This window comes from Bowmanella denitrificans (assembly GCF_039522935.1).
GTDB lineage: Bacteria > Pseudomonadota > Gammaproteobacteria > Enterobacterales > Alteromonadaceae > Bowmanella > Bowmanella denitrificans.
In genome coordinates this window covers 1-26229 of record NZ_BAAAEI010000005.1, presented here as the reverse complement: position 1 = coordinate 26229, position 26229 = coordinate 1, and the positions used below count along the sequence as shown (strand labels likewise).

The following is a 26229-nucleotide window of genomic DNA, read 5'->3' as shown; positions in this document are numbered from 1 at the left end:
ATTCACCTCATTTGATGGTTGGATTCTACCACCTAACTTGGTGTCTGGTTTTATTAGACCACTACAATCTTGTTACTGCAAAGCTAAAGTAATGCGAATGCAAAGGCGCCATCTACTGGAGTTTCGACTGGCAATACCTCACCACCAAGCACACAGAGAACACGAAGGAAGAGAAACATATGCATTTATCTTGCTGCTGGCAAAGTGAGGAATGCGGCCATGTTCTGCACCACAGTTTTAATAAAGCTGGTCCTGATGTTTATAATGAGTTTCGGCGTTAATACGTAGGTCATAAGTTGCCACTATACCTCGAGCTAACTGCACCATGTTTTACCGTTTCCCTACAGGTGTTCCCCCAAGGAATAGATAGATGTCAGCAAAGTGTGCCAAATCACTTTATTACTCAAACAAACAGATTTTGTTCTGGTCCAGATCTCGGAAATAAGCAGAAAATCGTCCTGAACGGATGGCGGGCTCACCTTCACTTTGGCCACCTAATGCCAGGGCTTTTTGGTGTAGCCGCTTCACTTCCTGTTGAGAGCCGAGATTCAGCCCAAGCATGGTGCCATTGCCATTAGTAGCCGGCTCGCCATCAAAAGGTTCTGCAACAGCAAACATAAAGTCACCGTTTGTCCAAATTGTCATGCGCCCCATTGTCTGGCCTTTGTTGACGCTGGTATTTTCAAAAAAAGCATCGTAAAAGCCAATTGCTTTGCACATATCTTGGGTGCCAAAGACAAAGTAGTTCATCTTCATAATGTATTTCCTTTGTTGAGCTGGGCTGCGAGAATGACCTAATCCCTAATCCACACAGCCTTTGGCTAGACTAAAGTCGCCATTTATATTTCTCTTTGAGTTTCTTGTACAAAATAAAATCATCTGTAGAGGAGTATTGATTCCACCCCTGACCGAATACGCCAACATAAATACACATTAGAAATAGCAAGGAAAACATGCCAATTGGAAATACCTTCTCTTGCCAAGACATGTCTAAGAATAGAAATAGGCCAATGGCAAAAAGACAGAATATTGCGCCGAGCAAGCAAACGATTCGACGAAATAACAACCAGGCAGTAGCGACTCTACGCTGAGCATCGGTCACTTCCCGCCTTCGATAGGGTGATACGTACCAGCAAAAACCAAGAGCGAAAATCAATACTGTTAAAGCTATCAAAATCTCCATATCTGAACCTGACTCCGCTTCGCATAAAACTTCGCAATCTTATCTTCATGTCGTTCGCTAAAGGTGTTTACCCACTCACCAACTCTCTTAGCCTCATAAAGATAATCTGCTCAGGGGCCAGATTGAACAATCTTTAGCTGTCTGCCGGGCAAAATTCAGGAAAAACTTTGTAAAAGTGGCTGCGCATCCCAACAAAAAGCCGGGCAGTGCCCGGCTTCCAACCTAACCTTTCAATTTATTACAAATCGAACTTAATCCCCTGCGCCAGTGGCAGCGCAGTGGAATAGTTGATGGTATTGGTCTGGCGGCGCATATAGGCCTTCCAGGCATCCGAGCCGGACTCGCGGCCACCGCCGGTTTCCTTCTCGCCACCAAAGGCGCCGCCAATCTCAGCACCGGAGGTGCCGATATTGACATTGGCAATCCCGCAGTCCGAGCCCCAGTGGGCCAGGAACTGTTCGGCTTCCAGCATATTCTGGGTAAAGATGGCCGACGACAGGCCCTGGGCCACATCGTTTTGCAAGGAAATGGCCTGCTGTAAGTCGCCGCTGTATTTGATCAGATACAGAATCGGTGCAAAGGTTTCTTCCTGCACCATCTGGTAGTGATTTTCGGCTTCAACAATGGCAGGTTTGACATAGCAACCCGACTCGTAGCCCTTACCGCTTAGCACTTCACCGCCACACAGCAGCTTGCCACCTTCGCACTGCACTTTATCCAGCGCCGCGCTAAAGGCCTGAACTGAAGCTTTATCGATCAGCGGCCCCACATGATTATTCTGATCCAGCGGGTTACCAATGCGCAGCTTGCCATAGGCCCCCACCAGCGCATCTTTAACCTTGTCATACACCGACTCATGCACTATTACGCGACGGGTGGTGGTACAGCGCTGACCAGCCGTGCCCACGGCGCCAAAGGCCACGCCGGGAATGGCCACTTTTAAATCGGCATTGGGGGTAATAATAATGGCGTTATTACCGCCCAGTTCCAGAATGCTTTTACCAAAGCGGGCCGCGACTTTCTGACCGGCATGGCGCCCCACCCGGGTAGAGCCGGTGACTGACATCAGCGGAATACGTTTGTCATCCAGCATCAGCTCGCCAATTTCGGCGCCGGTGCCCACCACCAGCGAGAACACGCCTTCTGGCAGGTTATTGCGGGCCAGAATATCTTTTAAAATATGCTGACAGGCAATTGCGGTCAGCGGGGTTTTCTCAGACGGCTTCCACACCGTGACATTGCCGCAAACGGCAGCAATCATGGCATTCCATGACCACACCGCCACCGGGAAGTTAAAGGCAGATACCACCCCGACAATACCCAGCGGATGGTACTGGTCGTACATACGGTGCAGCGGCCGCTCGGAGTGCATAGTCGAGCCACACAGCTGGCGGGACAAACCCACGGCAAAATCACAGATATCGATCATCTCCTGCACTTCACCTAAACCTTCCTGCAGGGATTTGCCCATTTCATAGGACACCAGCTCGCCCAGCGGCTGTTTGTATTCGCGCAGGGCCTGACCAATCTGGCGCACAATTTCACCGCGCTGCGGGGCGGTGACTTGTCGCCAGACCACAAAGGCCTGCTGGGCCTGCTCAATCACCTGCTGGTATTGAGCCGGGGTGCAGAGGCTGACGTTGGCAATTAGCTGGCCGTCAACCGGCGAGTGAATGGCCAGTTGTGCTGCGCTGCTGTCGGCCAGCCAGGCTTGACCGGTACTGGCACCGGCGTTGCTGGTGCCAAGGTTAAGTTGCTTAAGAAATTCCATCGTGAATCCTCTTCTTGTCGTTACCGGGCGGGGTTATTAACCCAGGCCCCTAAGACCGCTGCGTAGGGTATCGAGGAAGCGGTCTGCTTCAGGTTGCCCAAATACCATGGGCGGTTTGATCTTCAGAATATTGTTAAACGGCCCCTCACTGGAGAGCAGTATGCGCTGGGCCTTAAAGTGTTCGATCAGGGTTTTGGTTTGTGCCGTGGCCGGGGCTTTGCTGGTTCGATCGGTGACCAGTTCCACACCGATAAACAAGCCCAGACCGCGTACATCACCAATCAGTTCAAACTCACCGGCCATATCCCTCAGCTTGGTTTGCAGATAATCACCGATGCGTTTGGCGTGAGCTTGCAGTTGCTGCTCTTCAATCACCTCCAGCACCGCCTGGCCGATGGCGCAGGAGACCGGGTTGCCACCAAAGGTATTGAAGTATTCCATGCCGGTAACAAAGGCCTCGGCCACCTCGCGGCTGGTGATCACCGCCGCCATTGGGTGACCATTACCAATAGGTTTACCCAAGGTGACGATATCCGGCACCACATTCTGAGTTTCAAAGCCCCACATGGCCTCGCCCACCCGGCCAAAGCCAATCTGCACCTCGTCGGCAATACAGATGCCACCGGCCGCGCGTACTTGTTCGTACACCGAAGCCAGGTAGCCTTGCGGCATGACAATTTGCCCGGCCACACCCTGTACCGATTCACAGATATAGGCACCTGGCTTTTTGTCCTGCCAGTTCAACTCTGCCAGCACCCGCTGAATATCCGCGGCATATTGCTGGCCAGTTTCCAGGCTATAACCGGCATAGGGGCCACGGTAGGGATCAGGCAACATCACTTTATGTACATGGGCCGGCGCACCCTGCCCGCCTGGGCCGTCAAACTTATACGGGCTGGCGTCAATACAGGCATTGGTATTGCCATGGTAAGCGCCGTCCACCACCAACAGCTCGCGGCTTTGGCTGGCACAACGAGCCAGGCGGAAGGCCAGTTCATTGGCTTCACTGCCGGAGTTAACCAGAAAACACACCGACAGCTTATCGGGGAAGTAACCCAGTAATTTCTCACCATAGCTGACCAGATTGTCGTGCAGATAGCGGGTGTTGGTATTCAGTTGGGCCATTTGCTGCTGCGCAGCCGCGACCACTTTAGGATGGCAATGGCCAACATGGCAGACGTTATTCACCATATCCAGATAATCCCGGCCCTGCTCATCAAACAAATAGGCGCCGCGGCCACGCACAATCTTCAGCGGCTCGCTGTAACTCAGGCTTAGGGTACGGCTGAAATGGCTTTGACGGCTGGCAATAAGCGTTTCTTTGCTGCGCCCACCTTGGGCAATACCCAGCAGTTCCGCGACCAGGTTTATACCAATGACGGCCAAATCCAGTTGCTTAAACTGCTCCAGCGCCAGCCACACCGGGCGGGCCGAAATCAGCAGGTAGTCATTGTCCGGTTTTTGGCGAATGGCATGGGCAGAATTGCACACACTGACACATAAACGCAGGCAAATCAGATACGGCAGTGCCTTAAGTTCATCTTCACTAAGGGCTCGCTGGTTATGATAGCCCTTAGCAATAGTGCCGATCACTGCCACCGGATCAGGTTGATCCAGCATGGCGTAAGTACAACTGATAGCCAGCTCATTAACCAACTGGCTAAAGCACATATCACCAAAATCAATCAACCCACTGATCTGGCCGGGGTTAGCCAGATCGTCCACCAACAGGTTGTAGTCATTGGCATCGTTATGAATGGGCCCGGCTGGCAACTTAGATAAAAACGGCTTCACCTGGGTTTGGTATTGCAGCAAAAAGCCTTCCACCAGCTTGCGCCTATCAGCTTCCAGCGCCGCCAGCTTGTCGCGGCACACCTCCAGGCCAAAGGCCAGATCCCAGTCCAGGTAACGGTTCAGACCGGGGTGGTGAAAATCACTAAGGCCCTGATCCACACGCCCCATAAATTCACCAAGCTGCTGCCAAAGCTTTGGAAAGTCCTGACCTTTAGGCAGGTCTGCATAGAACTGGCCGGGCAGATAGGTCAGCACCCGAATCGGAAAACGCTCACCCGCGCTGTCGGCTATTTCACCCAAGGTGCGACCCTGTGCGTCAGTGAGTACCTGCGGTACAGGCAAACCACGTTTGGCCAGATGATTCATGGCCTGATTTTGCAGGTCCAGATACACGGGCGCTTCGCCCTCTCCCGCCACTTTGATAATAAAGTGCTGACCGGCTGGGGTTTGCAGGCGCAGGTTAAGGTCGCAGTAACCGGGTAGCCGGGTCAGCTCACCCTCTAGCTGATAATGCGCTGCCACATACTGAGCAATATCCGCATCCAAAAGTCGCGCCGTCATAGTCTTTCCTATCAACGAAATCGAAAGAGGCGAGCCCAAAGGCCCACCGGTTTATTTGGTTCTGGCGAGCCTCGCCGGGTTATCGCCGGCACTTAATGGGACCAAGGTAAAGCCATACTGATAATCCTGTGCAGGCACACTGTATTGGTCGTGCACCGGGCGGCCCCATGATGTGTCACCACCCACACCCATCTGTTTGTGGTCCAGGTTTAAGGTCACCAGATCGCGCATCGGTACTTCCAGGCCATGCTTGCTGGTCACCGGCACCAGGCCCGAGGCCGAGGCTTCGCTGTCACCGGCATAGAAGTCGATATCCGACTGCAGATAGGGCCAGGCACTGCCCGACATCAGTTGCTCGCCCACTGCCAGTAATCCCGCACCTTGCTCGTTGGTCAGGGCAATCCAGCGTAAGTCCTGCTTATTGGCATTTTCCTGCGGACGCACATAATGATGAATTTGATCGCGCACCTGGGCCTGATACAAGCCCACCCGCGCTGAGCGGTAGCGATCGGCATAACTCTCGTGGGGGCCACGACCAAACCAGCTAACAAAACCATACTCACCCGGGCTTTGCAGTTGCATACCGAACTTAGGTAATTTGGGTAGTTCCTGTCCTTCGGCCAGATCCAGCTTGCTGTTCACCGCCACCCGGCCATCATCACTGATGCGGTACTGCACCTGATAACTGCCTTTAAAATCCGGGCTGTGGTAAAGGGCACTCACCAACACCTCGGTTTTCACGGTTTTGCTGGTCAGGCTTTGCAGTTTGAGTCGGTCTTCGGCGTGTTGCCAGATAGCCGCCCAACGAGGCATATCGTTACCCAGATCATTATCTGTGGGTGGACGCCAGAAATTCACTTTCAGCGGCGCCTTCAACAGCGCCTTGCCCTGCACCTGATACTGGCTCAACCAACCGGTTTTCGCATCAAAGGCTAGTTGTACCTGCTGATTACCCACTTTTAGCAGATCGCTGCCTTTGTCTATGCTCAGGGCCTGCGCTTTCACCACAGGCTGTGGCAGGTAAATAGTTTTTACCGGCAAAGCAAACTGCTCAAAGGCCACTTCGTGGTTATCATCCAGCAGACCCATGGGGCGATTCAAACGTGCCGATAAGGTCAGGATATATTCCTGGCTGGCTGATTTGGGTAGCACTGGCAAGGCCAGCTTCACCTTGGCGGTAGTGCCAGCGGCCACCTGCGGCATCGGCTCACGGCCCTTGGCAATCAGCTCGCCGTCGGCTTCAATCTGCCAGACCAGGTCATAGCCTTGCAGCGACGCAAAGATAAACTTATTACGCACTTCAAACAGGCCCTTGCTGATATCCAGCGCCTTGAACTTTATTGGCTCATAAACCTTCTTCACTTCCAACAAATGCGGATGTGGCTCACGGTCTGGATTGACCAGGCCGTTATTTAAGAAGTTACCGTCGGTGGGTAGCTCGGGGTGGAAGTCTTTGCCGTAGGCCCAGATTTTCTGGCCCTTGTCATTGGTGTATTCCAGCGCCTGGTCTACCCAGTCCCAGATATAGCCGCCTTGCAGCACATCGTACTTTTCAATCACATCCCAGTAATCCTGCAGATTACCTACCGAGTTACCCATGGCATGGGCGTACTCAATCATAATGCCGGGACGATCCTTGTGCGTTTTGGCGTATTCTTCCAGTCGTTCAACGCTGGGGTACATTGGGGCAAAAATATCGGTGTAATGCTCGGTGCCAGCCGGTTCATATTGCACCGGGCGACTGCCGTCATGCTCTTTCAGCCATTTGTAGGTAGCTTCAAACACCTTGCCTTCACCGGCTTCGTTACCCAAAGACCAGACAATAATGGACGGGTGATTCTTATCCCGCTCGAACATACGCTTGGTACGCTCAAGGTGGGCTGGCAGCCAGCTCATTTCATTACCGAGCTGGGTGTCTTTATTGATGGCCAGCGGGTGCGACTCAATATTGGCCTCGTCAATCACGTACATGCCGTATTTGTCGGTGAGATCGTACCAATACGGATCATTGGGATAATGACTGGAGCGCACCGCATTAATATTGTGCTGCTTCATCAGCTTAATATCCCGCTCCATAGACTCGCGGCTGACCACATGGCCGCGGCGTGGATCGGTTTCATGGCGGTTTACACCACGAATATAAATGGCCTTGCCGTTAACCTTTAACTGACCGCCCTCAATGGCGATATTACGAAAGCCGATATCGTCGCGTACGCTTTGCAGTACCTGGCCGTCCGCATCTTTGATGGTCATCACCAGGGTGTACAGATTGGGGGTTTCGGCGCTCCATAGCCTGGGCTTGTTCAACGTGGCGGCAAACTGCACATTGGCAGCTTTGTTCAGCGTTACCGACTGTTCACCGCTGGCGACTTGTTGCATTTCGCGGCTGGGGTCCAGCAGTTGGTATTCTACCGACACCGCCGCCGGGTCGGCGTAGTTACGCAAATCCATTTCAAGGGCCAGTTTTCCTTCATCCAGGGCGCGGTTCAGGGTCGGCCTGACATGGAAGTCATATAAATGCTGCTTGGGGGTGGCGTATAAATACACATCACGCTCTATGCCCGAGACGCGCAGCATATCCTGGCTTTCCAGGTAGCTGGCGTCGGTCCAGCGGCGGATTTGCATGGCAATCAGATTGTTGCCCGGCTTTAAGTAGGGAGTTAAGTCAAACTCGGCCGGAGTTTTGGCGCCCTGGCTAAAACCAATGTACTGGCCGTTCAGCCAGATCTCCAGTGAGGAGCGGGCACCGCCCACATGAATAAATACCTGCTTACCCTGCCAGTGTTGCGGCAGCTCGAAGCTGTTGCGATACGAACCTATAGGATTGTAGTCTTTGGGTACATCCGGCCATTGGGCGTCAAAAGGATAGCGTTCATCCAGATAAATGGGGTGGCCAAAGCCTTCGACTTCCCAGTTGCCCGGTACCCGAATTTGTGTCCAGTCGCTGTCATCAAAACCCGGCTTTTCAAACCCTTGTGGCGCATCTTTGGTGCTGCGTTGCCAGTTAAATTGCCACAGGCCATTCAAGGAAAGAAAGTTGGCGCTGTTTTGATAATCATCGGTCAGGGCAGCGGCAACACTGGAATAGGCAAAGCCGCTGGCGCGCGGGTCCTGCTTATTGATAGCAAATACCTGATGATCTTCCCATGGTGCGCGGGGCGTGGCCATGGCCGGATAGCACAGGATACCGGCCAGCACCAGGCTGGAGATTTTCTTCATAACAACCTCTGATATCAATTAATGCTATTTATAATACAAATATTTAACCCACTGACAAGAGGATATCAAGTCGATTAACATAACAAACAGGCCATTGCCCGCATTGCGTTATATCAGCAACAGCCGGGAAAACCGCAACAAATAAGGGCCCGGCAGCACTTTTGCCAGTAACCCCAATAAAATTTAGTTGTAAATAAATACTATAAATAATACATTGAATGTTATCTATACGTTAACCGGGTAAGCTAAGCATGTCGTCCCTGTCTTCACTCGATATTTCCCTGTTCGCCGCCTACGTGGTGATGTTGGTTGCCGTGGCCTTTTGGGTGTCACGGGAAAAAGCCGGCCATGAAAAAAACACCCAGGATTACTTTCTGGCCGGTAACAGCCTGCCCTGGTGGGCCATTGGCGCGTCGCTGATTGCCGCCAATATTTCCGCCGAACAGATTATTGGTATGTCGGGCTCAGGCTATGCCATTGGCCTGGCTATCGCCTCCTATGAGTGGATGGCAGCCATTACCCTGATTATTGTCGGTAAATACTTTCTGCCGATTTTTCTTAAGCACCGTATTTATACCATGCCGCAATTTTTACAGCAGCGTTTTGGTCATGAGGTGCGTATGACCCTGGCGATTTTCTGGCTGGGTGTCTATGTGTTCGTTAACCTCACCTCCATCCTGTGGCTGGGCGCCCTGGCCATTAATACCATTACCGGGATAGATATGACGGTAGGGCTGGTTTTTCTGGCCCTGTTGTCATTGACCTACTCCTTATACGGTGGCCTGAAGGCTGTGGCCTACACCGATATTATTCAGGTGGTGGTACTGGTCGCCGGTGGCTTGCTGTTGACGTATATCACCCTGGGTATGCTGGGCAATGGCGGTATTATTAGTGGTTTCACGACCTTGCTGGATAAGGCCCCGGAAAAGTTCGATATGATCCTGGCCCCGGAACATGAGCACTATATGAGCCTGCCAGGCCTGTCGGTGCTGGTTGGCGGTATGTGGATTATGAACCTGTCTTACTGGGGCTTTAACCAGTACATTATTCAGCGCACGCTGGCGGCCAAAAATCTTAAAGAAGCGCAGAAAGGCATAGTGTTTGCCGCATTCCTGAAACTACTGATGCCCATTATAGTGGTGCTGCCGGGCATTGTTGCTTTTGTGCTGCACCCTGGTCTGGAGCCAGCCGATAAAGCCTACCCTATGCTGCTGGGTATGATGCCAGAAGGTATTAAAGGCTTTGTGTTTGCCGCGCTGGTGGCGGCCATCGTGTCTTCGCTGGGGTCCATGGCCAACAGTATTTCAACGATCTTCACTATGGATATCTATACCCATTATCGTCAGGGCAGAACTGACCGCCATTATCTGCGGGTGGGCCGCACCGTCAGTGTGGTCGCCATGTTGCTGGCAGTGATCTGCGCGCAGCCGCTGCTGGGCCAGTTGGATCAGGCCTTCCAGTATATTCAGGAATTTACCGGTTTCTTTACCCCAGGTATTGTCGTGTTGTTCTTGCTGGGTATGTTCTGGAAGCAAACTACATCTAAGGGCGCCATGACGGCGGCATTAGGTTCATTTGTAATATCACTACTATTGTGGAAGTTTGCTCCAGGCCTCCCCTTTATTGACCGGGTTGGTGTGGTATTTATTTGTTGTCTATTTGGTGCCATGCTGGTCTCCAAACTGGACCGCAATGCCCAGGCAAGGGGCCAGAATCTGCTTGATGGTGTGCAGTTCAGCACTTCGGGTTCCTACAATGTTGCCACCCTGGCCGTCACTGCGATCCTGGCCGCGCTATATATCACCTGGTGGTAAGTTTGATGGTAACAACACCAGCCCAACTAATAGCCCGCCTGCCGGTACAAAACCGGCTTGGCGAAGGGGTGCTTTATCATCAGGCGACAGATTCTGTGTACTGGACAGATATCAAAGGTGGTGGTTTGTACCGGCATAGCCTGACAGATAATCAAACGCAGCATTTTGAACCACCGTTTGCCATCAGCGCCTTTGGCTTTACAGATATTGCCGGATGCCTGGTGGTGGCTTTTGTGCATGCCCTGGCCCTTTATTGGCCAGAAACGGGTGAGGTGCAACGGTTACACGATGGTGAATCGCACCTGCCAGGCAACAGGTTTAATGACGGCAAAGTCGGCCCGGATGGCAATTTCTGGATTGGTTCCATGGTGGAAAACCCACAGGCCAATCCAGCAAAAGCCAGTGCCAGTCTGTATCGACTGGATACACAAGGGGAACTGACCCGGGCATTTGACGGCATCCAGATTTCCAACGGCTTATGCTGGAGTCCGGACGCCAGGCAGATGTATCACGCCGACTCTCCCCTTGGCCTGATTCGCCGTTATCGTTTTGTGGATATGCCAGAGCAAGGGCAGCAATTTGTGCAAACAGAGCAAGGCGCCAGTCCGGATGGTGCCTGTGTGGACAGCCTGGGCAGAATATGGAATGCCCAGTGGGGCGGTAGCCGCGTGGTGTGCTACAGCCCTTCTGGTAAACCTGCTGGGCAACTGAATTTGCCGGTCAGCCAGCCTACCTGCGTAGCCTTGGGTGGAAAACAGGGCAACTTGCTGTTTGTCACCAGTGCCTGGGATGAGCTCAGTGATAGCCAGCGTGCCAAAGAGCCTTATGCTGGCGACCTGTTTATCTTTGCGGTCGACGCACAGGCTTTGGCCGAGCCCCAATTTAAAGCCGGGGCCCTGATCAATAAACAAGTGTAGGAAAATCAGGCAGAAATCTGGTATCCACAGCCTGACTCCATTAACATACAAATAGTATAAAAGTACGGTGTAATGCATGCTTCAAACAGCCAATCACAACAATCTCACCCACCAACTGGTGCATGAGCTGGGTAAAGCCATAGTGCGCGAGCAATTTGCCGTGGGTGAAGGGCTGCCATCGGAAGCAGAAATCTGCAACCGCTATCAGATAAGCCGCACCGCCACCCGCGAAGCGGTAAAAATGCTGGCAGCCAAAGGCTTGCTGGTGTCGCGCCCACGCAAAGGCATTACTGTACAAAGCCGGGAACACTGGAACTTGTTTGACCCCGATGTGCTGGACTGGATCTTATCCAGCACCCCCAGCCTGCAAACCCTGCGGGATTTTCTGCAACTGCGTCTGGCCATTGAGCCCGAAGCGGCCGCACTGGCCGCCAAAAATGCCAAACCTGAAGATATTAAGGCCATTGGTAATGCCCTGGCGCGGATGAAAGCCGCCGAGGAAGGCCTGGAAGACCCACTGGAAGCCGATATCGACTTCCATTCAGCTATCCTGCGTGCCAGCAAAAACCCGTTCTTTATGCAATTGCGCAGCTTTATTGAAACGGCCCTTAAAGTCAGCATTCGCTTTACTAACCAGTTTAAAGGCGTAGATACCGCCAGCTATGAGGAACATCGTAAGATATACGATGCCATTGCGGCCGGTGATGCGCCGCTTGCACATCAAACCTCGCACGCCATGGAAGCTGAGGCCCTGCAACTGATTGAAGGCCGGATTAAGGCCTGAGATAAGCGCTGCTCAGCTGTTGGCAGCATAGAAGCAACCTGCGCAGCCTGAAGACTGGGTGTCTGGGGCCTGAATCCTCGCACTGCGCCGCTGGCAGCGTATTTCTCAGTTGAATGATTTACATCGCCGTCCTTACACAGAGCAGGATGTCTCGATGCTCTTTGTCTCACAACCAATCGTTCTGAATAGCCTGTAAAGCACCCTGCAACGGCAGTTTTTCTGCGTCCGCAGAAATTCAGGCTTTTCCTTTTAAAACCAGACAGTTATTTAAGGTCCTTGCGGCCGGGTTATTTTTCTTATACTGACAAGTTAGCAGGTTGATTTGACCAACGTATAATTATATTATAAATAATATATTGAGATGTATGGTAGATGCACAGGAGGCTTTGATGTTCGGACAATATAGCGATCTCTCCAACGCCCGGGTGTTTATCACCGGCGGCGGCTCAGGTATAGGTGCCGCATTGGTCAGGGCCTTTATTGCGCAAGGCGCACAAGTCGCCTTTGTGGACATACAAACGCAAGCCGCAGCGGCGCTGAACGCGCAATTACAGGCCGACTATTCACGCCAGGCCTATTTTCAGTCCTGTGATATCCGTGACATTAGTGCCCTGCAGCGCTGTATCGAAAATGCCTGTGCCGAGATGGACGGGGTGGACGTGCTGATCAATAACGCTGCCTCGGATAACCGTCATAGCCTGGCCAGCCTGACCCCGGAACAATGGGACGATAGTTTGAACATCAACCTGCGCCCACATCTGTTTGCTACCCAGGCGGTCGCCTCACTGATGGCCAATCAGGGCCGCGGCAGTGTTATCAATATCGGCTCTAATTCAGCCTTGCTGGGCCTGACCGGCTACCCGGCCTACGTAGCGGCCAAGTCTGCTATTTTGGGGTTAAGCAAGGCTCTGGCCCGTGAACTGGGGCCAAGTGGTATCAGGGTAAACAGCCTGATCCCAGGCTGGGTGATGACCGAGCGTCAGAAACAGTTGTGGGCAACCCCGGAAGCGGTGGCACAGTGCCTGGAGCAGCAAGCACTTAAGGATTGTATTGAAGAAAAGGATATTGCCGAAGCCGCACTGTTTCTGGCATCGCAAGCTTCCCGAATGCTGACCGGTCAGGCCCTGGTGGTCGACGGCGGACGTGTATAAACATGCTTGCCATTGATTGGGGCTCCAGCAGTTTTCGCGCCTGGCATCTGAATGCCGCGGGCGACATTCTGGCTAAGCTCAGCACACAAAGGGGCATCCTGAGCTTTCAGGGCCAGGGTTTTGCGGATTATCTGCAAGCCCATTGCGGCCCTTGGCTGGCGCAGTCCGCCACAGTCATCATGGCCGGTATGGTTGGCAGTCGCAATGGCTGGCAGGAAGTGCCTTATTTGCCCTGCCCGGCCGGGGCTGAAGATATCACTGCCGCCCTGACAAGTTTGCACAGCGAGCTGCACCCTAATTTGCAACTGGTGCCCGGTCTGCAATACGCCGGTCACAACGGCCTGATGGATGTGATGCGGGGTGAGGAAACTCAAATTATCGGCGCTTTGCAATTAACCGAAATGAACGAAGCCTTGTTGTGTCTGCCAGGTACTCATAGCAAGTGGGCCCAGGTCGAATATGGCAGCATCACCGCATTTTCCACCTTCTTCAGCGGCGAACTCTTTGCCTTGTTAACCAAACACAGCTCGCTGGCTGGGGTATGCGATATCCAGGTACATGATGAACCCGCCTTTTTACTCGGCCTGGAACAAGCCGCAGATATACGTGGATTATCCCATTTGCTGTTTAGCCCAAGAGCCGCCGTGGTTACCGGCCAGATGCGCCCACAGCAGGCAGGCAGTTATTTGTCCGGTTTGATTATCGGCGCTGAAATCCAGGGTGCCCGCCGGGCACTGATCGAGCCGGGGCTGCTCAGTGCTGATAAACCACTGCTGTTGGTCGGCTCTGAGGTACTGACCCAACGTTACCAGCAGGCGCTGGCATTTTACCAATTACCCTGCCGGACCATTTCCGGTGAACAGGCGGTATTAGCCGGCCTGTACCGCCTGGCCACCGGCCAGTAACCCTATTTTCAGAGGTAGCACATGTCTGAGTCTTCTTACCTGCCACTGGTTGCCATCCTAAGAGGTGTTCAACCGCACGAGTGCCTTAGCCTGGGCCGTATTCTGGTGGATGCCGGTTATCAGATGATCGAAGTTCCGATGAATTCGCCCACACCGCTGGCGTCCATCGAATTACTGGCCAAAGAGTTTGGCCAGGATGTGTTAATTGGTGCCGGTACAGTCACGCAAGTAGCGCAGGTTAAAGAGATTACCGCAGCAGGCGGCAAACTGATGGTAGCCCCCAATACCAATGCCGAGGTTATTCGCGCCGCCAAACAGGCGGGGATGTACTGCATGCCAGGCTGTATCACACCAACCGAAGCTTTAATTGCCCTGGATGCTGGTGCCGATGTACTGAAATTCTTCCCGGCCGAGCTTACTCCGCCTACTGTGATTAAAGCGATTAACACGATTCTGCCCGTTGGCACTTTAGTCTGTGCCGTCGGTGGCGTAACCAGCAGCAATATGGCCGAGTACATGGCGGCAGGCTGTCGGGGTTTTGGATTGGGCGGCTCACTCTATCAGCCCGGCATCAGCATTGAGGCCTTTAAGCGCAACGCCGAGACTTTAATGAATAGCTTTATTTCCCTTAGCCAGCCCCAGGAGAAACAAGCATGAAAAAGGACATTTCACTGCGTAGCAGAGCGTGGTTTAACGACGATAGCAACCCGGATATGACCGCCCTTTATCTGGAAAAATATCTGAACTACGGCCTGACCATTGAAGAACTGCAAGGCGGTAAACCTATTATCGGCATTGCCCAGACCGGCTCAGACTTGGTGCCCTGCAACCGTGCCCATATTGAACTGGCCGAGCGCTTAAAAGCCGGTATTCGCGATGCCGGTGGTATTCCCATTGAATTCCCGGTACATCCGATTCAGGAGACCGGCCGCCGCCCCACTGCAGCGCTGGATCGCAATCTGCAATGTCTGTCACTGATTGAAGTACTGCATGGCTACCCTATCGATGCCGTGGTGCTGACCACAGGTTGTGATAAAACCACCCCGGCCCTGTTGATGGGCGCAGCCAGCGTTAATATTCCCGCCATCGCTTACTCGGTGGGCCCGATGCTTAATGGTCGCTATAAGGGCCAGTGTGTGGGCTCAGGAACCATTATCTGGGATGCCAGAAAGCGCCTGGCCAAGGGTGATATCGACTATAACGAGTTTATTGCCGAAGTCGCCAGCTCGGCACCCTCCACTGGTCACTGCAATACCATGGGCACGGCGCTGACCATGAACTGTCTGGCTGAAGCCCTGGGCATGATGTTACCCGGCTGTGCGTCGATTCCGGCGCCATACCGGGAACGGGCGCAAATGGCCTATCATACCGGCAAGCGCATTGTAGAGATGGTGTGGGAAGACCTGACGCCAGAGAAAATATTAACCCGCGAGGCGTTTGAAAACGCCATCCGGGTGTGCTCCGCGCTGGGCGGTTCCACCAATGCGCCTATTCATATCAATGCCATCGCCGCGCATGCCGGTGTGGATATAAAAATTCAGGACTGGCAGGCGGTGGGCCAGCATATTCCTCAATTGGTCAACTGCCAGCCTGTGGGTAAATACCTGAGCGAAGACTTTCATAACGCCGGTGGCTTACCCGCCGTTATCGGCCAGTTACTGCAGGCTAACTTACTTAACGCCCAGGCCCTGACGGTTACCGGCAAGAGCATTAGCGAGAATTGCCAGGGCGCACCGCTGTACAATACCGACGTGATCTATCAGGTTGACTCCCCCCTTAAACAACAAGCTGGCTTGATGGTGCTGTCCGGTAACTTGTTTGATTCAGCGATTATGAAAGTCTCGGCCATTGATGCTGACTTCCGTCAGCGTTATTTATCTGACCCGGCCAGGCCAAACTGCTTTACCGCCCGCGCTATTGTGTTTAACGGCCCGGAGGAATATCACAGCCAGATTGACAACCCTGAACTGGATATCGATGAAAACTGCATTCTGGTCATGCGCTTCACCGGCCCTAAGGGCTATCCCGGTTCGGCAGAGGTGGTGAATATGCAGCCGCCCAAGGCCTTGCTGGAGCGCGGTATCAGCTCACTGCCCACCATGGGTGATGGCCGTCAAAGCGGTACCTCTGGCTCGCCTTCTATTCTGAATGCCTCGCCGGAAGCGGCCGATGGCGGCGGATTGGCGCTGCTGAAAAGCGGCGATCTGGTAACGGTGGATTTAAATCAGGGTAGCGTGAATGTGCAAATAAGCAGCGAGGAACTGGCTCAGCGTCGCGCCGAGCTGGACCTGCAAAGCCAGTATCCGGCCAATCAGACCTGGTGGCAGGAAATCTACCGGGCCAAAGTGTCCAATCTGGATGAAGGAGCGGTATTTGTGGATATGCTCAAATACCGCCGTCTGCGCGACAAGTTACCCCGTCATTCGCACTAGGGGCTGTTTTATCTTTCGAGTATAGATAAACAGCCCCTAAGCCTGACCCTATCAGGCCGTCTTCAGCTTATCCTGATAAGGCGGCCAGCCAAGGGGTTTTCCGGCCAGCACATGCAAGTGCAAATGATAAACGGTCTGGCCCCCATACGGGTTGCAGTTCATGACCGCCCGGTAGCCCTCTTCGGCAAAGCCCATTTTCTCGGCCAGCCTGGCAGCCACCACATACAAATGCCCGATCAGCTCGCGGTCGGCTTCTTCAATATCATTGATAGTGGCGATGGGCTTTTTGGGAATCACCAGAAAATGCACTGGCGCCTGGGGATTAATATCCTTAAAGGCCAGTGATAAGTCATCTTCATGAATAATCTCGGCGGGAATTTCCCGGTTAATAATCTTGGTAAACAAGGTGTCTGACATAACAGCGTCCCGGCAATTAACTAAACACGAACACTAACAATACCACACCCAGCAGCAGTCGGTAGATCACAAATGGCAGCATACCAATGCGGGAAATCCAGGTCAGGAATAACTTAATACACAGATAGGCACTGACGAAGGAGAACAGCGCGCCATACAGCATCGCCTGCCAGTCAACCGCATGTTCGCTGGCCGCCAGGTCCAGTGACACCAGCAGTCCCGCACCAAGAATGGTGGGAATAGACAGCAAAAATGAAAATCTGGCGGCACTTTCCCGATCCAGTCCGGCCATCAATCCGGCTGTCATGGTAATACCTGAACGGGACGTGCCAGGGATAATTGCCAAAGCCTGAGCAAAACCAACAAACAGTGCGCTTTTCCAGGTTAACTGAAAAATATTTTTATGCTGTTTGGCCTTGGCATCGGCATACCAAAGCAGCAGACCAAAGACGATGGTCGTCACCGCAATGACCAGGGCCGAACGGGAATAAATCTCGATAGCAGACTTAAACGCAAAGCCAAAAATCACCGCTGGAATGGTTGCCACAATAACCCACCAGGCCAGTCGGCTGTGTTCACTGTGCTGGCCTTTAAATACCGCATATAACCAGGCGTTGATTAAGCGCAGAATATCCTGACGAAAATACAACACCACCGCCAGCAGACTGCCCACATGCACGGCAACGTCAAAAGCCAGCCCCTGATTGTCCCAGCCCAACAGCGCGGAAGGCAAAATTAAATGCCCTGAGCTGGAAATGGGTAAAAACTCGGTAATTCCCTGGATCAGGGCCAGTACGATGATTTCAAGCAACGTCATAGTGAAGGTTTCCAGTTAAATTCTACTTTCCATAGCTTCTGGCTGTCCTTGTCATAGTCCTGCCAAAGCTGCGCATAAGAGGTTTGTGTTTGAGGATGCAGGCGAGCCGGAATCAGCTCTGCCAGCGGCCACAAGACAAAGGCATTGTGTAATATTTCCGCCCTGGGAAGGGGCAAAGGTTCACCCTGTACCAGATCATCATACAAGAGCAGATCCAGGTCCAGAGTGCGTGGGGCAAATTTCTTGTCGCCCTGCAAACGGCCGTTGCTGGCTTCGATGGCTTTCAGGGTCTTCACCACCTCGTCCACTGACAACCAGGTCTGAGCACCGATCACCATATTGAAAAAGGCCTTCCCGGCAAATCCAACCGCTTCACTTTCAAACAAGCTGGATAATTGCAAGCTGCCAAATGCTGCATAAAGTGCATCAAGCCCGGCGCGGGTGTGTTTTTCCCGCTGCACATTGCTGCCAAGACTGATATAGATCTGCGCCATCTAAGTGCGGGTCCGGGTCAGTTTCACGGCCACATTGCTGGCGTTAGCCAGAATATCCGGCTTACTCAGCTTCAAGCTGACTTTGAGCACCGGGAATTCGGCAAATAGCCTATCCAACATGCAGGATGCCAGGGCTTCCAGTAGTTCAAAACTGCTGCTGGCTGCCACCTGCTCCAGGCATTCGGCTACCTTGGCGTAATCAATGGTATCTGCCACCTTGTCAGACTGTGCCGCCTGTCGCAGGTCGGCCCACAGACAAAGGTCAACCAACAGGGGGCGCGGCGCGGTGCGCTCCCAGTCATACACCCCAATCAGCGATTGCAGGGCAAGCCCCTCAATATAAATCTTGTCCATAACACATCAGGCCAGTAGAAATGATGAGATAACCCCCCTTTTCAGGTAATCTACCTGTAGGCGAAGCGAGTGCTCGCCAGCCGGGACGGATTTCATTTAGCCCAGTCAGGCCAAATAACGTTGGCGGGCAAGTTTACACAAGGGATCATACAAAGCAAATGACGGCATTGACCTTATTGATGATGACGGCAGCATATCTGGCAGGCTCCATTTCCAGCGCCGTGCTGATCTGCAAACTGTTTGGCCTGCCGGATCCCCGCTCACAGGGCTCTGGTAACCCCGGTGCAACCAATGTGTATCGCATTGGCGGCCGCTTTCCCGCTTTTCTGACCCTTTGGTGTGACATTCTGAAAGGCACCATTCCGGTCTGGGGCAGCTATTTCCTCGGTATTGAACCTTTGTATCTGGGCTTTATCGCTATCGCCGCTTGCCTCGGGCATATTTACCCGCTGTTTTTTGGTTTTAAAGGCGGTAAGGCTGTGGCCACTGCCCTTGGTGCAATGTTACCCATCGGCCTGGATCTGTCCGGTCTGCTGATAGCCACCTGGATAGCCACGGTGTTTATTACCGGTTATTCGTCGCTGGCGGCGCTGATCACCGTCGGTCTGGCGCCAGTTTTTACCTGGTTTATTAAGCCCCAGTACAGTATTCCGGTGACTATGTTGTCTATTCTGATTATTGCCCGCCACCGCAGTAATATTGTGCGTCTGTTTAAAGGCCAGGAAGGGCGGATTTGGGATAAAGGTAAGACGCTTGAATGAGGTGCGAGAAAAAAGTGTTGGACTAGCACTTTGATATGCCAATAGTTTTTATCTGTTGGCGATTTAAAACTTACACTATTTCATATGTTGTTGGGCTGAAGCCCAACCCACAGTGGGTCGGACTTTAGTCCTGACAACTGCCAAGGTCTAGCTTACAGGCAAGGTCTAGCTTACAGGTTCCAAACTCTCCAGCGGCCAGCGTGGCTTGGCTTTGGCACTCAGGCCTTCGTGCTGACCGGCTTTCAGACGCTGCATACCGGCGTAAGCAATCATAGCGCCATTATCAGTACAAAATTCCAGCCTGGGGTAAAAAACCTGGCCCCTGGCTTTTTGCGTCATCTCTTGTAACGCCTCGCGCAAAGCCTTGTTGGCACTTACCCCACCTGCAATCACTAAGCGTTTTAAACCGGTCTGTTCCAGAGCACGGCGGCACTTAATCACCAGGGTTTCTACCACCGCCTGCTGAAAGGCCATGGCGATATCCGCCTTGGTCTGAGGATCATCGCCCTGATCGCGAATGGTGTTGGCGGCAAAGGTCTTCAGGCCGCTGAAACTGAAGTCCAGCCCCGGTCTGTCGGTCATGGGGCGGGGAAACACAAAGCGTCCGGGGGTACCCTGCTCAGCCAGTCTGGCCAGCAGCGGTCCGCCAGGGTAATCCAGACCGAGTAACTTGGCGGTTTTGTCAAACGCCTCACCGGCGGCATCATCCAGCGATTCACCGAGCATCTGATATTGGCCAATACCATCCACTTGCACCAGCATAGTATGCCCTCCCGAAACCAGCAGGGCGACGAATGGGAATTCAGGTGCAGGCTCATCCAGCATAGGGGCCAGCAGATGCCCTTCCATATGATGCACGCCAACAGCGGGTACATTCCAGGCATAGGCCAGGCTGCGACCGACAGATGAGCCGACCAGTAAAGCGCCGACCAGACCCGGCCCCTGGGTAAATGCCACCCCATCCAGCTGTTCTGGCAAGGTATTGGCACTTGCCAACGCCTTTCTAATCAGAGGAATGATTTTGCGCACATGGTCACGGGACGCCAGCTCAGGTACCACACCACCGTAATCGGCGTGCAACTTTACCTGACTATAAAGTTCATGGGACAATAACCCCAGCTCGTCGTCATATATGGCAACTCCTGTTTCGTCACAGGAGGTTTCTATTCCCAGGATGCGCATGAAATCAGCTTCTTAGTCGGTTCGAAGGGGCGAATTCTAACCCGGCAGGGTAAATTTCTCCATGCTCAAGCAGCGGATAGATCGCCCTAACCTGGCTTTATTTATAATTAAAGCGGGTAACGGCCTTTACAATGCCCGCAGATATGATTAAAATTCCGCACCATTTTTAACCATGCCGGTCATAATTCGAGCTGGTAATACGCACTTATTTTTGAGGTGAGATTTTAATGCCGATTGTTAAAGTTAAAGAAAACGAGCCGTTTGACGTAGCTCTGCGCCGTTTCAAGCGTTCTTGTGAAAAGGCTGGAGTTCTGTCTGAAGTTCGTCGTCGTGAGTTTTTCGAAAAGCCAACTTGGGAACGCAAGCGCAAAAAAGCTGCTGCTAAAAAGCGTCACCTGAAAAAGCTGGCTCGCGAAAACGCACGCCGTATTAAGCTTTACTAAGATCTCACTAAAAAGGCGCGTTAAGCGCCTTTTTACTTTTAGCCGATGAGTAATCCCATGAGTCTGATTGAACGCCTGAAAGAAGCCCAAAAAGACGCCATGCGTGCCAAGGATAAACTTCGTCTTGGTACCATTCGCATGGCCCTGGCCGAAGTAAAACAAAAGGAAGTGGACAGCCGCGAGCCAGTCACTGAATCCGACACTATTGCTATTCTGACCAAGATGGTCAAACAGCGCAAAGATGCGCATAGCCAATTTGAGGCTGCAGGTCGTCAGGATTTAGCCGAGCAGGAAGCGGCCGAGATGGTCGTACTGACCGAGTTCTTACCCCAAGCCTTGACTGATGCCGAGCTGGAAGCCCTGATAGCCAAGGCGATGCAGGAAACCGGTGCAGCCGCAATGCAGGACATGGGTAAAGTTATGGCCTGGCTAAAGCCCCAGGTACAAGGTCGCACCGATATGGGCCAGCTCAGCGGTAAAATTAAAGCCAAACTCGGCTGATAAAAAGTCTGTTCCGGGTCAGAGAATTAACGCTGACCCGTCTTTGCCTTTATGGCATCATCCTTTTCTTACTTTTTCATAAACGGCGACTATGGCAGGCTTGATCCCCCGCGACTTCATTGACGACTTGCTGGCGCGCACTGATATTGTTGAGCTGATAGACAGTCGGGTGCGACTGAAAAAGGCCGGCAGGAATTATCAGGCCTGTTGCCCGTTTCATAACGAGAAAAGCCCGTCGTTTACCGTCAGTCAGGACAAGCAGTTTTACCATTGCTTTGGTTGTGGCGCCCACGGCAATGCCATTTCCTTCTTAATGGAGTATGACCGGCTGGAATTTCCTGATGCCATTGAAGAGCTGGCCCGTTATCAGGGTGTGGAAGTGCCGCGCGAACAGGGTAAGTCCCCACAACAAAGTAAAGAAAAGCGTCAGCAACAGGAAAACGACTATGAGCTGATGGAAAAGGTGACGCGTTTTTTTGTTCATCAGCTAAAGAATCATGCCAATGCACCACAGGCCATAGACTACCTTAAAGGTCGCGGACTGTCGGGGGACATCGTTAAGCAGTTTAATATTGGTTATGCCCCGTCAGACTGGGATAGTGCGCTGAAAACCTTTGGACGTACTCCCGCTCTGCAACAGCAATTGCTGGATTTAAAGGTAGTCAGCGAAAATGACCAGCGTCGCCGTTTTGATTTTTTCCGCGACCGCATTATGTTCCCCATCCGTGATCGCCGCGGGCGGGTGGTCGGTTTCGGTGGTCGGGTCATGGGTGATGGCAGTCCCAAATATTTAAACAGTCCCGAGACCCGGATTTTCCACAAAGGCCATGAGCTCTATGGCTTTTATCAGGCCAGACAAGCTAACCGCAAACTGGAGCGGTTAATGATTGTAGAAGGCTATATGGATGTGGTGGCGCTGGCTCAATATGGTATCGACTATGCAGTGGCATCCCTGGGTACCGCCACCACCGCCGAACATATTCAGATGCTGTTTCGCGCCGCCCCACAATTAATCTGCTGTTACGACGGCGACCGGGCCGGGCGGGATGCAGCCTGGCGCGCGCTGGAAAATGCCCTGCCCTATATCAAGGATGGGGTCGAAATGAAGTTTCTGTTTCTGCCCGATGGCGAAGATCCGGATACCCTGGTCCGCAAATTAGGTAAAGAGGCGTTTGAAGCTAAGCTGGATGAAGCCGTGCCGCTATCCAGGTTCTTTTTTGACAGCCTGATGAGTCGTCATCATACCAAAAGTAATGAAGGTAAGGCGGCACTCAAAGCCGAAGCCATGCCATTACTTAACCAGATCCCGGAATCTACGCAAAAGAAAATGCTGGAAGAACAGCTAAACGAATACACCCTGGAAGACAAGAATCTGCGTCTGAAACGCGAGATAGAAGAAGCCTATCAGCGTCATAAACCTCGTCAGGTAGACAACCAATTGTTGTCCAGACACAGTTGGACTCCGGTGCGGCTGCTGTTGCGTCTGCTGTTGGAAAAACCCGCACTGGCAGCAGCCTTTCCGGATTATTCACCAGCCATACTGGCAGATGCACAAATCAGTGGCCTGGATGTTCTTCAGCAGGTGCATGGCTATTGCCTTGCCAACCCTCACTACAACACGCCACATTTGCTGGAACGATTTCGAGGGCACAAAATTCAGGATAGTTTGTCCAAGCTGATGAGCATGGATTTGCCGGTGGATGACAACAATCCCATTGAGTCGCTTTATCGTGACGGATTTGATCGGCTGATTAATTTTTATTTGCAAAGTCGTTGCGACGAACTCTTGGCAAAAGCCCGTCTAGGCACTATCTCTATGCAAGAGAAACAGGAACTGAACAGCCTGATGCGCGATTTGTAAAAAACAGCAACGTACCCGCAACAACAAATGGGCTAGCGGCACAAGCGGTGATTCTGCTATACTGCGTAATTCTCTGCGCGTCGGTTCAGAACAGATTTAACCCTAATTTTTGAGAAGTGGAAGGTATATGGCGTCGAATAAGCAGTCTCAGATTAAACTCCTCATCGCAAAAGGTAAAGAGCAGGGTTACCTCACCTTTGCTGAAGTTAATGACCACCTCCCACAGGATATCGTCGATTCCGATCAGATAGAAGACATTATCCGCATGATCAACGACATGGGGATCCAGGTGTTTGAATCTGCACCGGATTCCGATGAGTTGTTAATGCAAGAGACCACGGCCGATGAAGATGCTGCCGAAGCAGCGGCACAGGCGCTGGCGACGGTTGAGAGCGAAATCGGTCGCACCACTGACCCGGTACGTATGTACATGCGTGAAATGGGCACGGTGGAACTGCTGACCCGTGAAGGCGAAATTGACATCGCCAAGCGTATCGAAGACGGCATTAATCAGGTGCAGTGTTCCGTTGCCGAATACCCAGAAGCCATTACTTACCTGCTTGACCAGTGGGATCAATACGAAGCCGAAGAAATTCGCCTGAGCGATATTGTTCTGGGCTTTATCGACCCCAATGAGACCGACGTCGCCCCCACGGCCACCCATATTGGCTCTGAATTGTCCGAAGAAGAACTCGACGATGAGGACGATGATGAGGATGAAGACGACGACAATAACGACGACGACGGTGATTCCGGTGTCGACCCGGAAGTAGCACGCGCCAAGTTCAGTGCTCTGCGTGAGCAATATACTAAAACCCGTGATGCCATCGCCAGCAAAGGCCGCGACCACGCCGATGCCAAAACAGAAATTGCGGCACTGAGCGAAGTATTTAAAGAATTCCGCCTGGTGCCCAAGCAGTTTGACCGCATGGTTAAAAATATGCGTAGCATGATGGACCGGGTACGCGTGCAGGAACGCATTGTGATGAAGCACTGCGTGATGCATGCCAAGATGCCTAAGAAAGATTTTATTAAGGCATTTGCTGGCAATGAAACCACTACGGCCTGGTTGGAGATTCTGCTGAAGTCAGGCAAAGCTTATGTTAACGACCTGCTGACCCATAAGGAAGAGCTGGAACGTTGCATTTCCAAAATGAATCAGGTTGAAGAAGAAACCGGCCTGACCATTGCCGATATCAAAGATATTAACCGCCGCATGAGCATTGGCGAAGCTAAAGCCCGTCGTGCCAAGAAGGAAATGGTGGAAGCTAATCTGCGTCTGGTTATCTCTATCGCCAAGAAATACACCAACCGCGGTCTGCAATTCCTGGATCTGATTCAGGAAGGCAACATCGGTTTGATGAAAGCGGTAGATAAATTCGAATACCGCCGTGGTTATAAGTTCTCAACCTATGCCACCTGGTGGATTCGTCAGGCCATTACCCGTTCCATCGCTGACCAAGCCCGTACCATCCGTATTCCGGTGCATATGATTGAGACCATCAACAAACTCAACCGTATCAGCCGTCAGATGTTGCAGGAAATGGGCCGTGAACCAACCCCGGAAGAACTGGCTGAACGCATGCTGATGCCGGAAGATAAAATCCGTAAGGTTCTGAAGATTGCCAAAGAGCCTATCTCCATGGAAACCCCTATTGGTGACGATGAAGATTCGCATCTGGGCGATTTTATCGAGGACAGCACTATTATCCAGCCGCTGGACTCTGCCACTTCAGGCAGCCTGAAAAGCGCCACTCAGGAAGTATTGGCCGGTCTTACCGCTCGTGAAGCGAAAGTGCTGCGTATGCGTTTCGGCATCGATATGAACACCGACCATACCCTGGAAGAAGTGGGCAAGCAGTTTGACGTGACCCGTGAGCGTATCCGTCAGATCGAAGCCAAGGCACTGCGTAAGCTGCGCCACCCCAGCCGCTCCGAGCAGCTAAGAAGCTTCCTGGACGAGTAAGTTAAAAACTTATCTTAGAATACCCCCGATTCGGGGGTATTTTTTTGCCTGAAGAAAAATGGGGCCAACTTCTGACCTTTTCTCTACTATATCAATATTTAAGTATTGTCCTATCTGCCTACTACAAGCACAAAAACCAATCTGTAATGCATCCTGATTCACTTTGAGCCATTAGGCTTTTTGAAAAAAGGCTTGACTAACTGGAAAACCGACATAAATTATCTATGATTCGCTCGAATCTATGGAGGTAATGTAGTTAGATAAATTAGCGGAAGCCATCAACGCTAAAGCTTCTGCATTGTGAAAATAATCATATCTTTATTAAAAGGACTTACATATATGGATATTAGATGTTTAGCCATTGTAGCGATATTGATGCTGCCCTGCAGCTGTTATGCCGTTGCCTCACTTAAAATTCAAAGTACTACATCTGAGGACGATCTGAACAGTTTTAAGGTCTGGAATTCTGACAATCATTCTTCTTTCAGCGTCTATTTTTCCGAAGACCTGGAAAATGTAGCGTCTCAGGCCATACCCCAGGGCGTGAGCGCACTTTGTTAATTCCATTAACCAAAGAGTAATTCTGCTCTGAAATTATCATCGAAGCTGGCCCTGACACATTTGCCTCGGATGGAATCTTTGCTTTTGCTGTGTTGCTTCACCATGTTGCGTACCACCCGCCTGAACAACGCCATATTCTGCGCACTTATCGGCTCCTGAATTTGGCATTCATCTTCTTTGAACACCACATCCAACACCCAGTGTTGCTGATTCTCGGTCAGCCAGTGTTGGCGTATAGCCTTGGCTATGCTGTCTACATGGTCTAATGATGTCAGGTAATAGTGGGTGCTGTAGCTGGTCTTTTGCCCCTGGCTACGCTCACGCTCAACCGCAACAATGCG

22 protein-coding genes are annotated in these 26229 nt (G+C 52.1%); 12 read left to right on the top strand and 10 right to left on the bottom strand.

Annotated features, from left to right (window positions below):
* Positions 1-399 precede the first annotated feature (399 nt).
* The 4 genes from ABD028_RS02960 to lacZ all read right to left on the bottom strand — a co-directional run bounded on the left by ABD028_RS02960 (position 400) and on the right by lacZ (position 8528).
* The gene (locus tag ABD028_RS02960; RefSeq protein ID WP_343841574.1) at positions 400-756 is read right to left on the bottom strand and encodes a VOC family protein; all 357 of its coding nucleotides are present in this window, start codon (positions 754-756) and stop codon (positions 400-402) included.
* 665 nt (positions 757-1421) lie between these two features.
* On the bottom strand, positions 1422-2954 hold the full coding sequence (gene amaB, locus ABD028_RS02955) for an L-piperidine-6-carboxylate dehydrogenase (protein ID WP_343841572.1): 1533 nt from the start codon (positions 2952-2954) through the stop codon (positions 1422-1424).
* Between the two features lie 36 nt (positions 2955-2990).
* Positions 2991-5309 carry an aminotransferase class III-fold pyridoxal phosphate-dependent enzyme gene (locus tag ABD028_RS02950; RefSeq protein ID WP_343841569.1) on the bottom strand — a complete coding sequence of 773 codons (2319 nt, stop codon included), beginning with the start codon at positions 5307-5309 and terminating at the stop codon, positions 2991-2993.
* 51 nt (positions 5310-5360) lie between these two features.
* Positions 5361-8528: a beta-galactosidase, LacZ type gene (gene lacZ, locus ABD028_RS02945; protein WP_343841567.1), complete on the bottom strand. Its 3168-nt coding sequence runs from the start codon at positions 8526-8528 to the stop codon at positions 5361-5363.
* Between the two features lie 251 nt (positions 8529-8779).
* Here lacZ and ABD028_RS02940 point away from each other — a divergent pair, with 251 nt between their 5' ends.
* The 7 genes from ABD028_RS02940 to ABD028_RS02910 all read left to right on the top strand — a co-directional run bounded on the left by ABD028_RS02940 (position 8780) and on the right by ABD028_RS02910 (position 16531).
* Entirely contained in the window at positions 8780-10342 is a 1563-nt protein-coding gene (locus ABD028_RS02940; protein WP_343841565.1) for a sodium/sugar symporter, read from the top strand.
* 5 nt (positions 10343-10347) lie between these two features.
* Positions 10348-11259 carry an SMP-30/gluconolactonase/LRE family protein gene (locus ABD028_RS02935; RefSeq protein WP_343841563.1) on the top strand — a complete coding sequence of 304 codons (912 nt, stop codon included), beginning with the start codon at positions 10348-10350 and terminating at the stop codon, positions 11257-11259.
* A 76-nt stretch (positions 11260-11335) separates the two neighbouring features.
* On the top strand, positions 11336-12043 hold the full coding sequence (locus tag ABD028_RS02930) for a FadR/GntR family transcriptional regulator (RefSeq protein ID WP_102797396.1): 708 nt from the start codon (positions 11336-11338) through the stop codon (positions 12041-12043).
* A gap of 389 nt (positions 12044-12432) precedes the next feature.
* On the top strand, positions 12433-13194 hold the full coding sequence (locus ABD028_RS02925) for an SDR family NAD(P)-dependent oxidoreductase (protein ID WP_343841559.1): 762 nt from the start codon (positions 12433-12435) through the stop codon (positions 13192-13194).
* 2 nt (positions 13195-13196) lie between these two features.
* Entirely contained in the window at positions 13197-14099 is a 903-nt protein-coding gene (locus tag ABD028_RS02920) for a 2-dehydro-3-deoxygalactonokinase (protein WP_343841557.1), read from the top strand.
* A gap of 21 nt (positions 14100-14120) precedes the next feature.
* A complete protein-coding gene (locus ABD028_RS02915) occupies positions 14121-14756 on the top strand; it encodes a 2-dehydro-3-deoxy-6-phosphogalactonate aldolase (protein WP_343841554.1) in 636 nt (211 codons plus the stop codon).
* Positions 14753-16531 carry an IlvD/Edd family dehydratase gene (locus ABD028_RS02910; protein WP_343841552.1) on the top strand — a complete coding sequence of 593 codons (1779 nt, stop codon included), beginning with the start codon at positions 14753-14755 and terminating at the stop codon, positions 16529-16531. The genes ABD028_RS02915 and ABD028_RS02910 overlap by 4 nt, the downstream gene beginning before the upstream one ends.
* A gap of 51 nt (positions 16532-16582) precedes the next feature.
* On the opposite strand, the gene ABD028_RS02905 is transcribed toward ABD028_RS02910, so the two are convergent.
* The 4 genes from ABD028_RS02905 to folB are packed head-to-tail and all read right to left on the bottom strand — an operon-like array spanning position 16583 to position 18613.
* A complete protein-coding gene (locus tag ABD028_RS02905) occupies positions 16583-16948 on the bottom strand; it encodes a histidine triad nucleotide-binding protein (protein ID WP_343841551.1) in 366 nt (121 codons plus the stop codon).
* A gap of 16 nt (positions 16949-16964) precedes the next feature.
* Positions 16965-17765 (bottom strand): undecaprenyl-diphosphate phosphatase, encoded by an 801-nt coding sequence (locus tag ABD028_RS02900; protein WP_102797402.1) that lies wholly within the window; start codon positions 17763-17765, stop codon positions 16965-16967.
* Positions 17762-18259 carry a 2-amino-4-hydroxy-6-hydroxymethyldihydropteridine diphosphokinase gene (gene folK, locus ABD028_RS02895; protein WP_343841548.1) on the bottom strand — a complete coding sequence of 166 codons (498 nt, stop codon included), beginning with the start codon at positions 18257-18259 and terminating at the stop codon, positions 17762-17764. The genes ABD028_RS02900 and folK overlap by 4 nt, the downstream gene beginning before the upstream one ends.
* Positions 18260-18613: a dihydroneopterin aldolase gene (folB, locus tag ABD028_RS02890; protein WP_102797404.1), complete on the bottom strand. Its 354-nt coding sequence runs from the start codon at positions 18611-18613 to the stop codon at positions 18260-18262. It lies immediately after the preceding gene.
* A gap of 158 nt (positions 18614-18771) precedes the next feature.
* Here folB and plsY point away from each other — a divergent pair, with 158 nt between their 5' ends.
* Complete coding sequence (plsY, locus tag ABD028_RS02885) at positions 18772-19374, top strand: glycerol-3-phosphate 1-O-acyltransferase PlsY (RefSeq protein ID WP_102797405.1); 603 nt, start codon at positions 18772-18774, stop codon at positions 19372-19374.
* Positions 19375-19539: 165 nt separating this feature from the next.
* Here plsY and tsaD read toward each other — a convergent pair whose 3' ends face one another.
* Positions 19540-20556, bottom strand: coding sequence for a tRNA (adenosine(37)-N6)-threonylcarbamoyltransferase complex transferase subunit TsaD (tsaD, locus tag ABD028_RS02880; protein WP_343841544.1), 1017 nt, complete (start codon positions 20554-20556; stop codon positions 19540-19542).
* Positions 20557-20783: 227 nt separating this feature from the next.
* Between tsaD and rpsU the strand changes: the two genes are divergently transcribed.
* The 4 genes from rpsU (at position 20784) to rpoD (ending at position 25327) form a co-directional block, all read left to right on the top strand.
* Positions 20784-20999, top strand: coding sequence for a 30S ribosomal protein S21 (gene rpsU / locus ABD028_RS02875; protein WP_062481949.1), 216 nt, complete (start codon positions 20784-20786; stop codon positions 20997-20999).
* Positions 21000-21056: 57 nt separating this feature from the next.
* Positions 21057-21500: a GatB/YqeY domain-containing protein gene (locus ABD028_RS02870; RefSeq protein WP_343841538.1), complete on the top strand. Its 444-nt coding sequence runs from the start codon at positions 21057-21059 to the stop codon at positions 21498-21500.
* A gap of 91 nt (positions 21501-21591) precedes the next feature.
* Positions 21592-23361, top strand: a complete 1770-nt coding sequence (gene dnaG / locus ABD028_RS02865) for a DNA primase (RefSeq protein ID WP_343841535.1) — start codon at positions 21592-21594, stop codon at positions 23359-23361.
* 127 nt (positions 23362-23488) lie between these two features.
* Positions 23489-25327: an RNA polymerase sigma factor RpoD gene (gene rpoD, locus ABD028_RS02860; RefSeq protein ID WP_343841533.1), complete on the top strand. Its 1839-nt coding sequence runs from the start codon at positions 23489-23491 to the stop codon at positions 25325-25327.
* A 566-nt stretch (positions 25328-25893) separates the two neighbouring features.
* On the opposite strand, the gene ABD028_RS02855 is transcribed toward rpoD, so the two are convergent.
* Positions 25894-26229 (bottom strand): ISAs1 family transposase (locus ABD028_RS02855; protein WP_343841531.1); only part of this gene is annotated, 336 nt, incomplete at its 5' end.

Excerpts from the sequence above, each read along its gene's own strand:
- ABD028_RS02960 (WP_343841574.1), bottom strand. The coding sequence starts at position 756 with ATGAAGATGAACTACTTTGTCTTTGGCACCCAAGATATGTGCAAAGCA.
- amaB (WP_343841572.1), bottom strand. The coding sequence starts at position 2,954 with ATGGAATTTCTTAAGCAACTTAACCTTGGCACCAGCAACGCCGGTGCC.
- ABD028_RS02950 (WP_343841569.1), bottom strand. The coding sequence starts at position 5,309 with ATGACGGCGCGACTTTTGGATGCGGATATTGCTCAGTATGTGGCAGCG.
- lacZ (WP_343841567.1), bottom strand. The coding sequence starts at position 8,528 with ATGAAGAAAATCTCCAGCCTGGTGCTGGCCGGTATCCTGTGCTATCCG.
- ABD028_RS02940 (WP_343841565.1), top strand. The coding sequence starts at position 8,780 with ATGTCGTCCCTGTCTTCACTCGATATTTCCCTGTTCGCCGCCTACGTG.
- ABD028_RS02935 (WP_343841563.1), top strand. The coding sequence starts at position 10,348 with ATGGTAACAACACCAGCCCAACTAATAGCCCGCCTGCCGGTACAAAAC.
- ABD028_RS02930 (WP_102797396.1), top strand. The coding sequence starts at position 11,336 with ATGCTTCAAACAGCCAATCACAACAATCTCACCCACCAACTGGTGCAT.
- ABD028_RS02925 (WP_343841559.1), top strand. The coding sequence starts at position 12,433 with ATGTTCGGACAATATAGCGATCTCTCCAACGCCCGGGTGTTTATCACC.
- ABD028_RS02920 (WP_343841557.1), top strand. The coding sequence starts at position 13,197 with ATGCTTGCCATTGATTGGGGCTCCAGCAGTTTTCGCGCCTGGCATCTG.
- ABD028_RS02915 (WP_343841554.1), top strand. The coding sequence starts at position 14,121 with ATGTCTGAGTCTTCTTACCTGCCACTGGTTGCCATCCTAAGAGGTGTT.
- ABD028_RS02910 (WP_343841552.1), top strand. The coding sequence starts at position 14,753 with ATGAAAAAGGACATTTCACTGCGTAGCAGAGCGTGGTTTAACGACGAT.
- ABD028_RS02905 (WP_343841551.1), bottom strand. The coding sequence starts at position 16,948 with ATGTCAGACACCTTGTTTACCAAGATTATTAACCGGGAAATTCCCGCC.
- ABD028_RS02900 (WP_102797402.1), bottom strand. The coding sequence starts at position 17,765 with ATGACGTTGCTTGAAATCATCGTACTGGCCCTGATCCAGGGAATTACC.
- folK (WP_343841548.1), bottom strand. The coding sequence starts at position 18,259 with ATGGCGCAGATCTATATCAGTCTTGGCAGCAATGTGCAGCGGGAAAAA.
- folB (WP_102797404.1), bottom strand. The coding sequence starts at position 18,613 with ATGGACAAGATTTATATTGAGGGGCTTGCCCTGCAATCGCTGATTGGG.
- plsY (WP_102797405.1), top strand. The coding sequence starts at position 18,772 with ATGACGGCATTGACCTTATTGATGATGACGGCAGCATATCTGGCAGGC.
- tsaD (WP_343841544.1), bottom strand. The coding sequence starts at position 20,556 with ATGCGCATCCTGGGAATAGAAACCTCCTGTGACGAAACAGGAGTTGCC.
- rpsU (WP_062481949.1), top strand. The coding sequence starts at position 20,784 with ATGCCGATTGTTAAAGTTAAAGAAAACGAGCCGTTTGACGTAGCTCTG.
- ABD028_RS02870 (WP_343841538.1), top strand. The coding sequence starts at position 21,057 with ATGAGTCTGATTGAACGCCTGAAAGAAGCCCAAAAAGACGCCATGCGT.
- dnaG (WP_343841535.1), top strand. The coding sequence starts at position 21,592 with ATGGCAGGCTTGATCCCCCGCGACTTCATTGACGACTTGCTGGCGCGC.
- rpoD (WP_343841533.1), top strand. The coding sequence starts at position 23,489 with ATGGCGTCGAATAAGCAGTCTCAGATTAAACTCCTCATCGCAAAAGGT.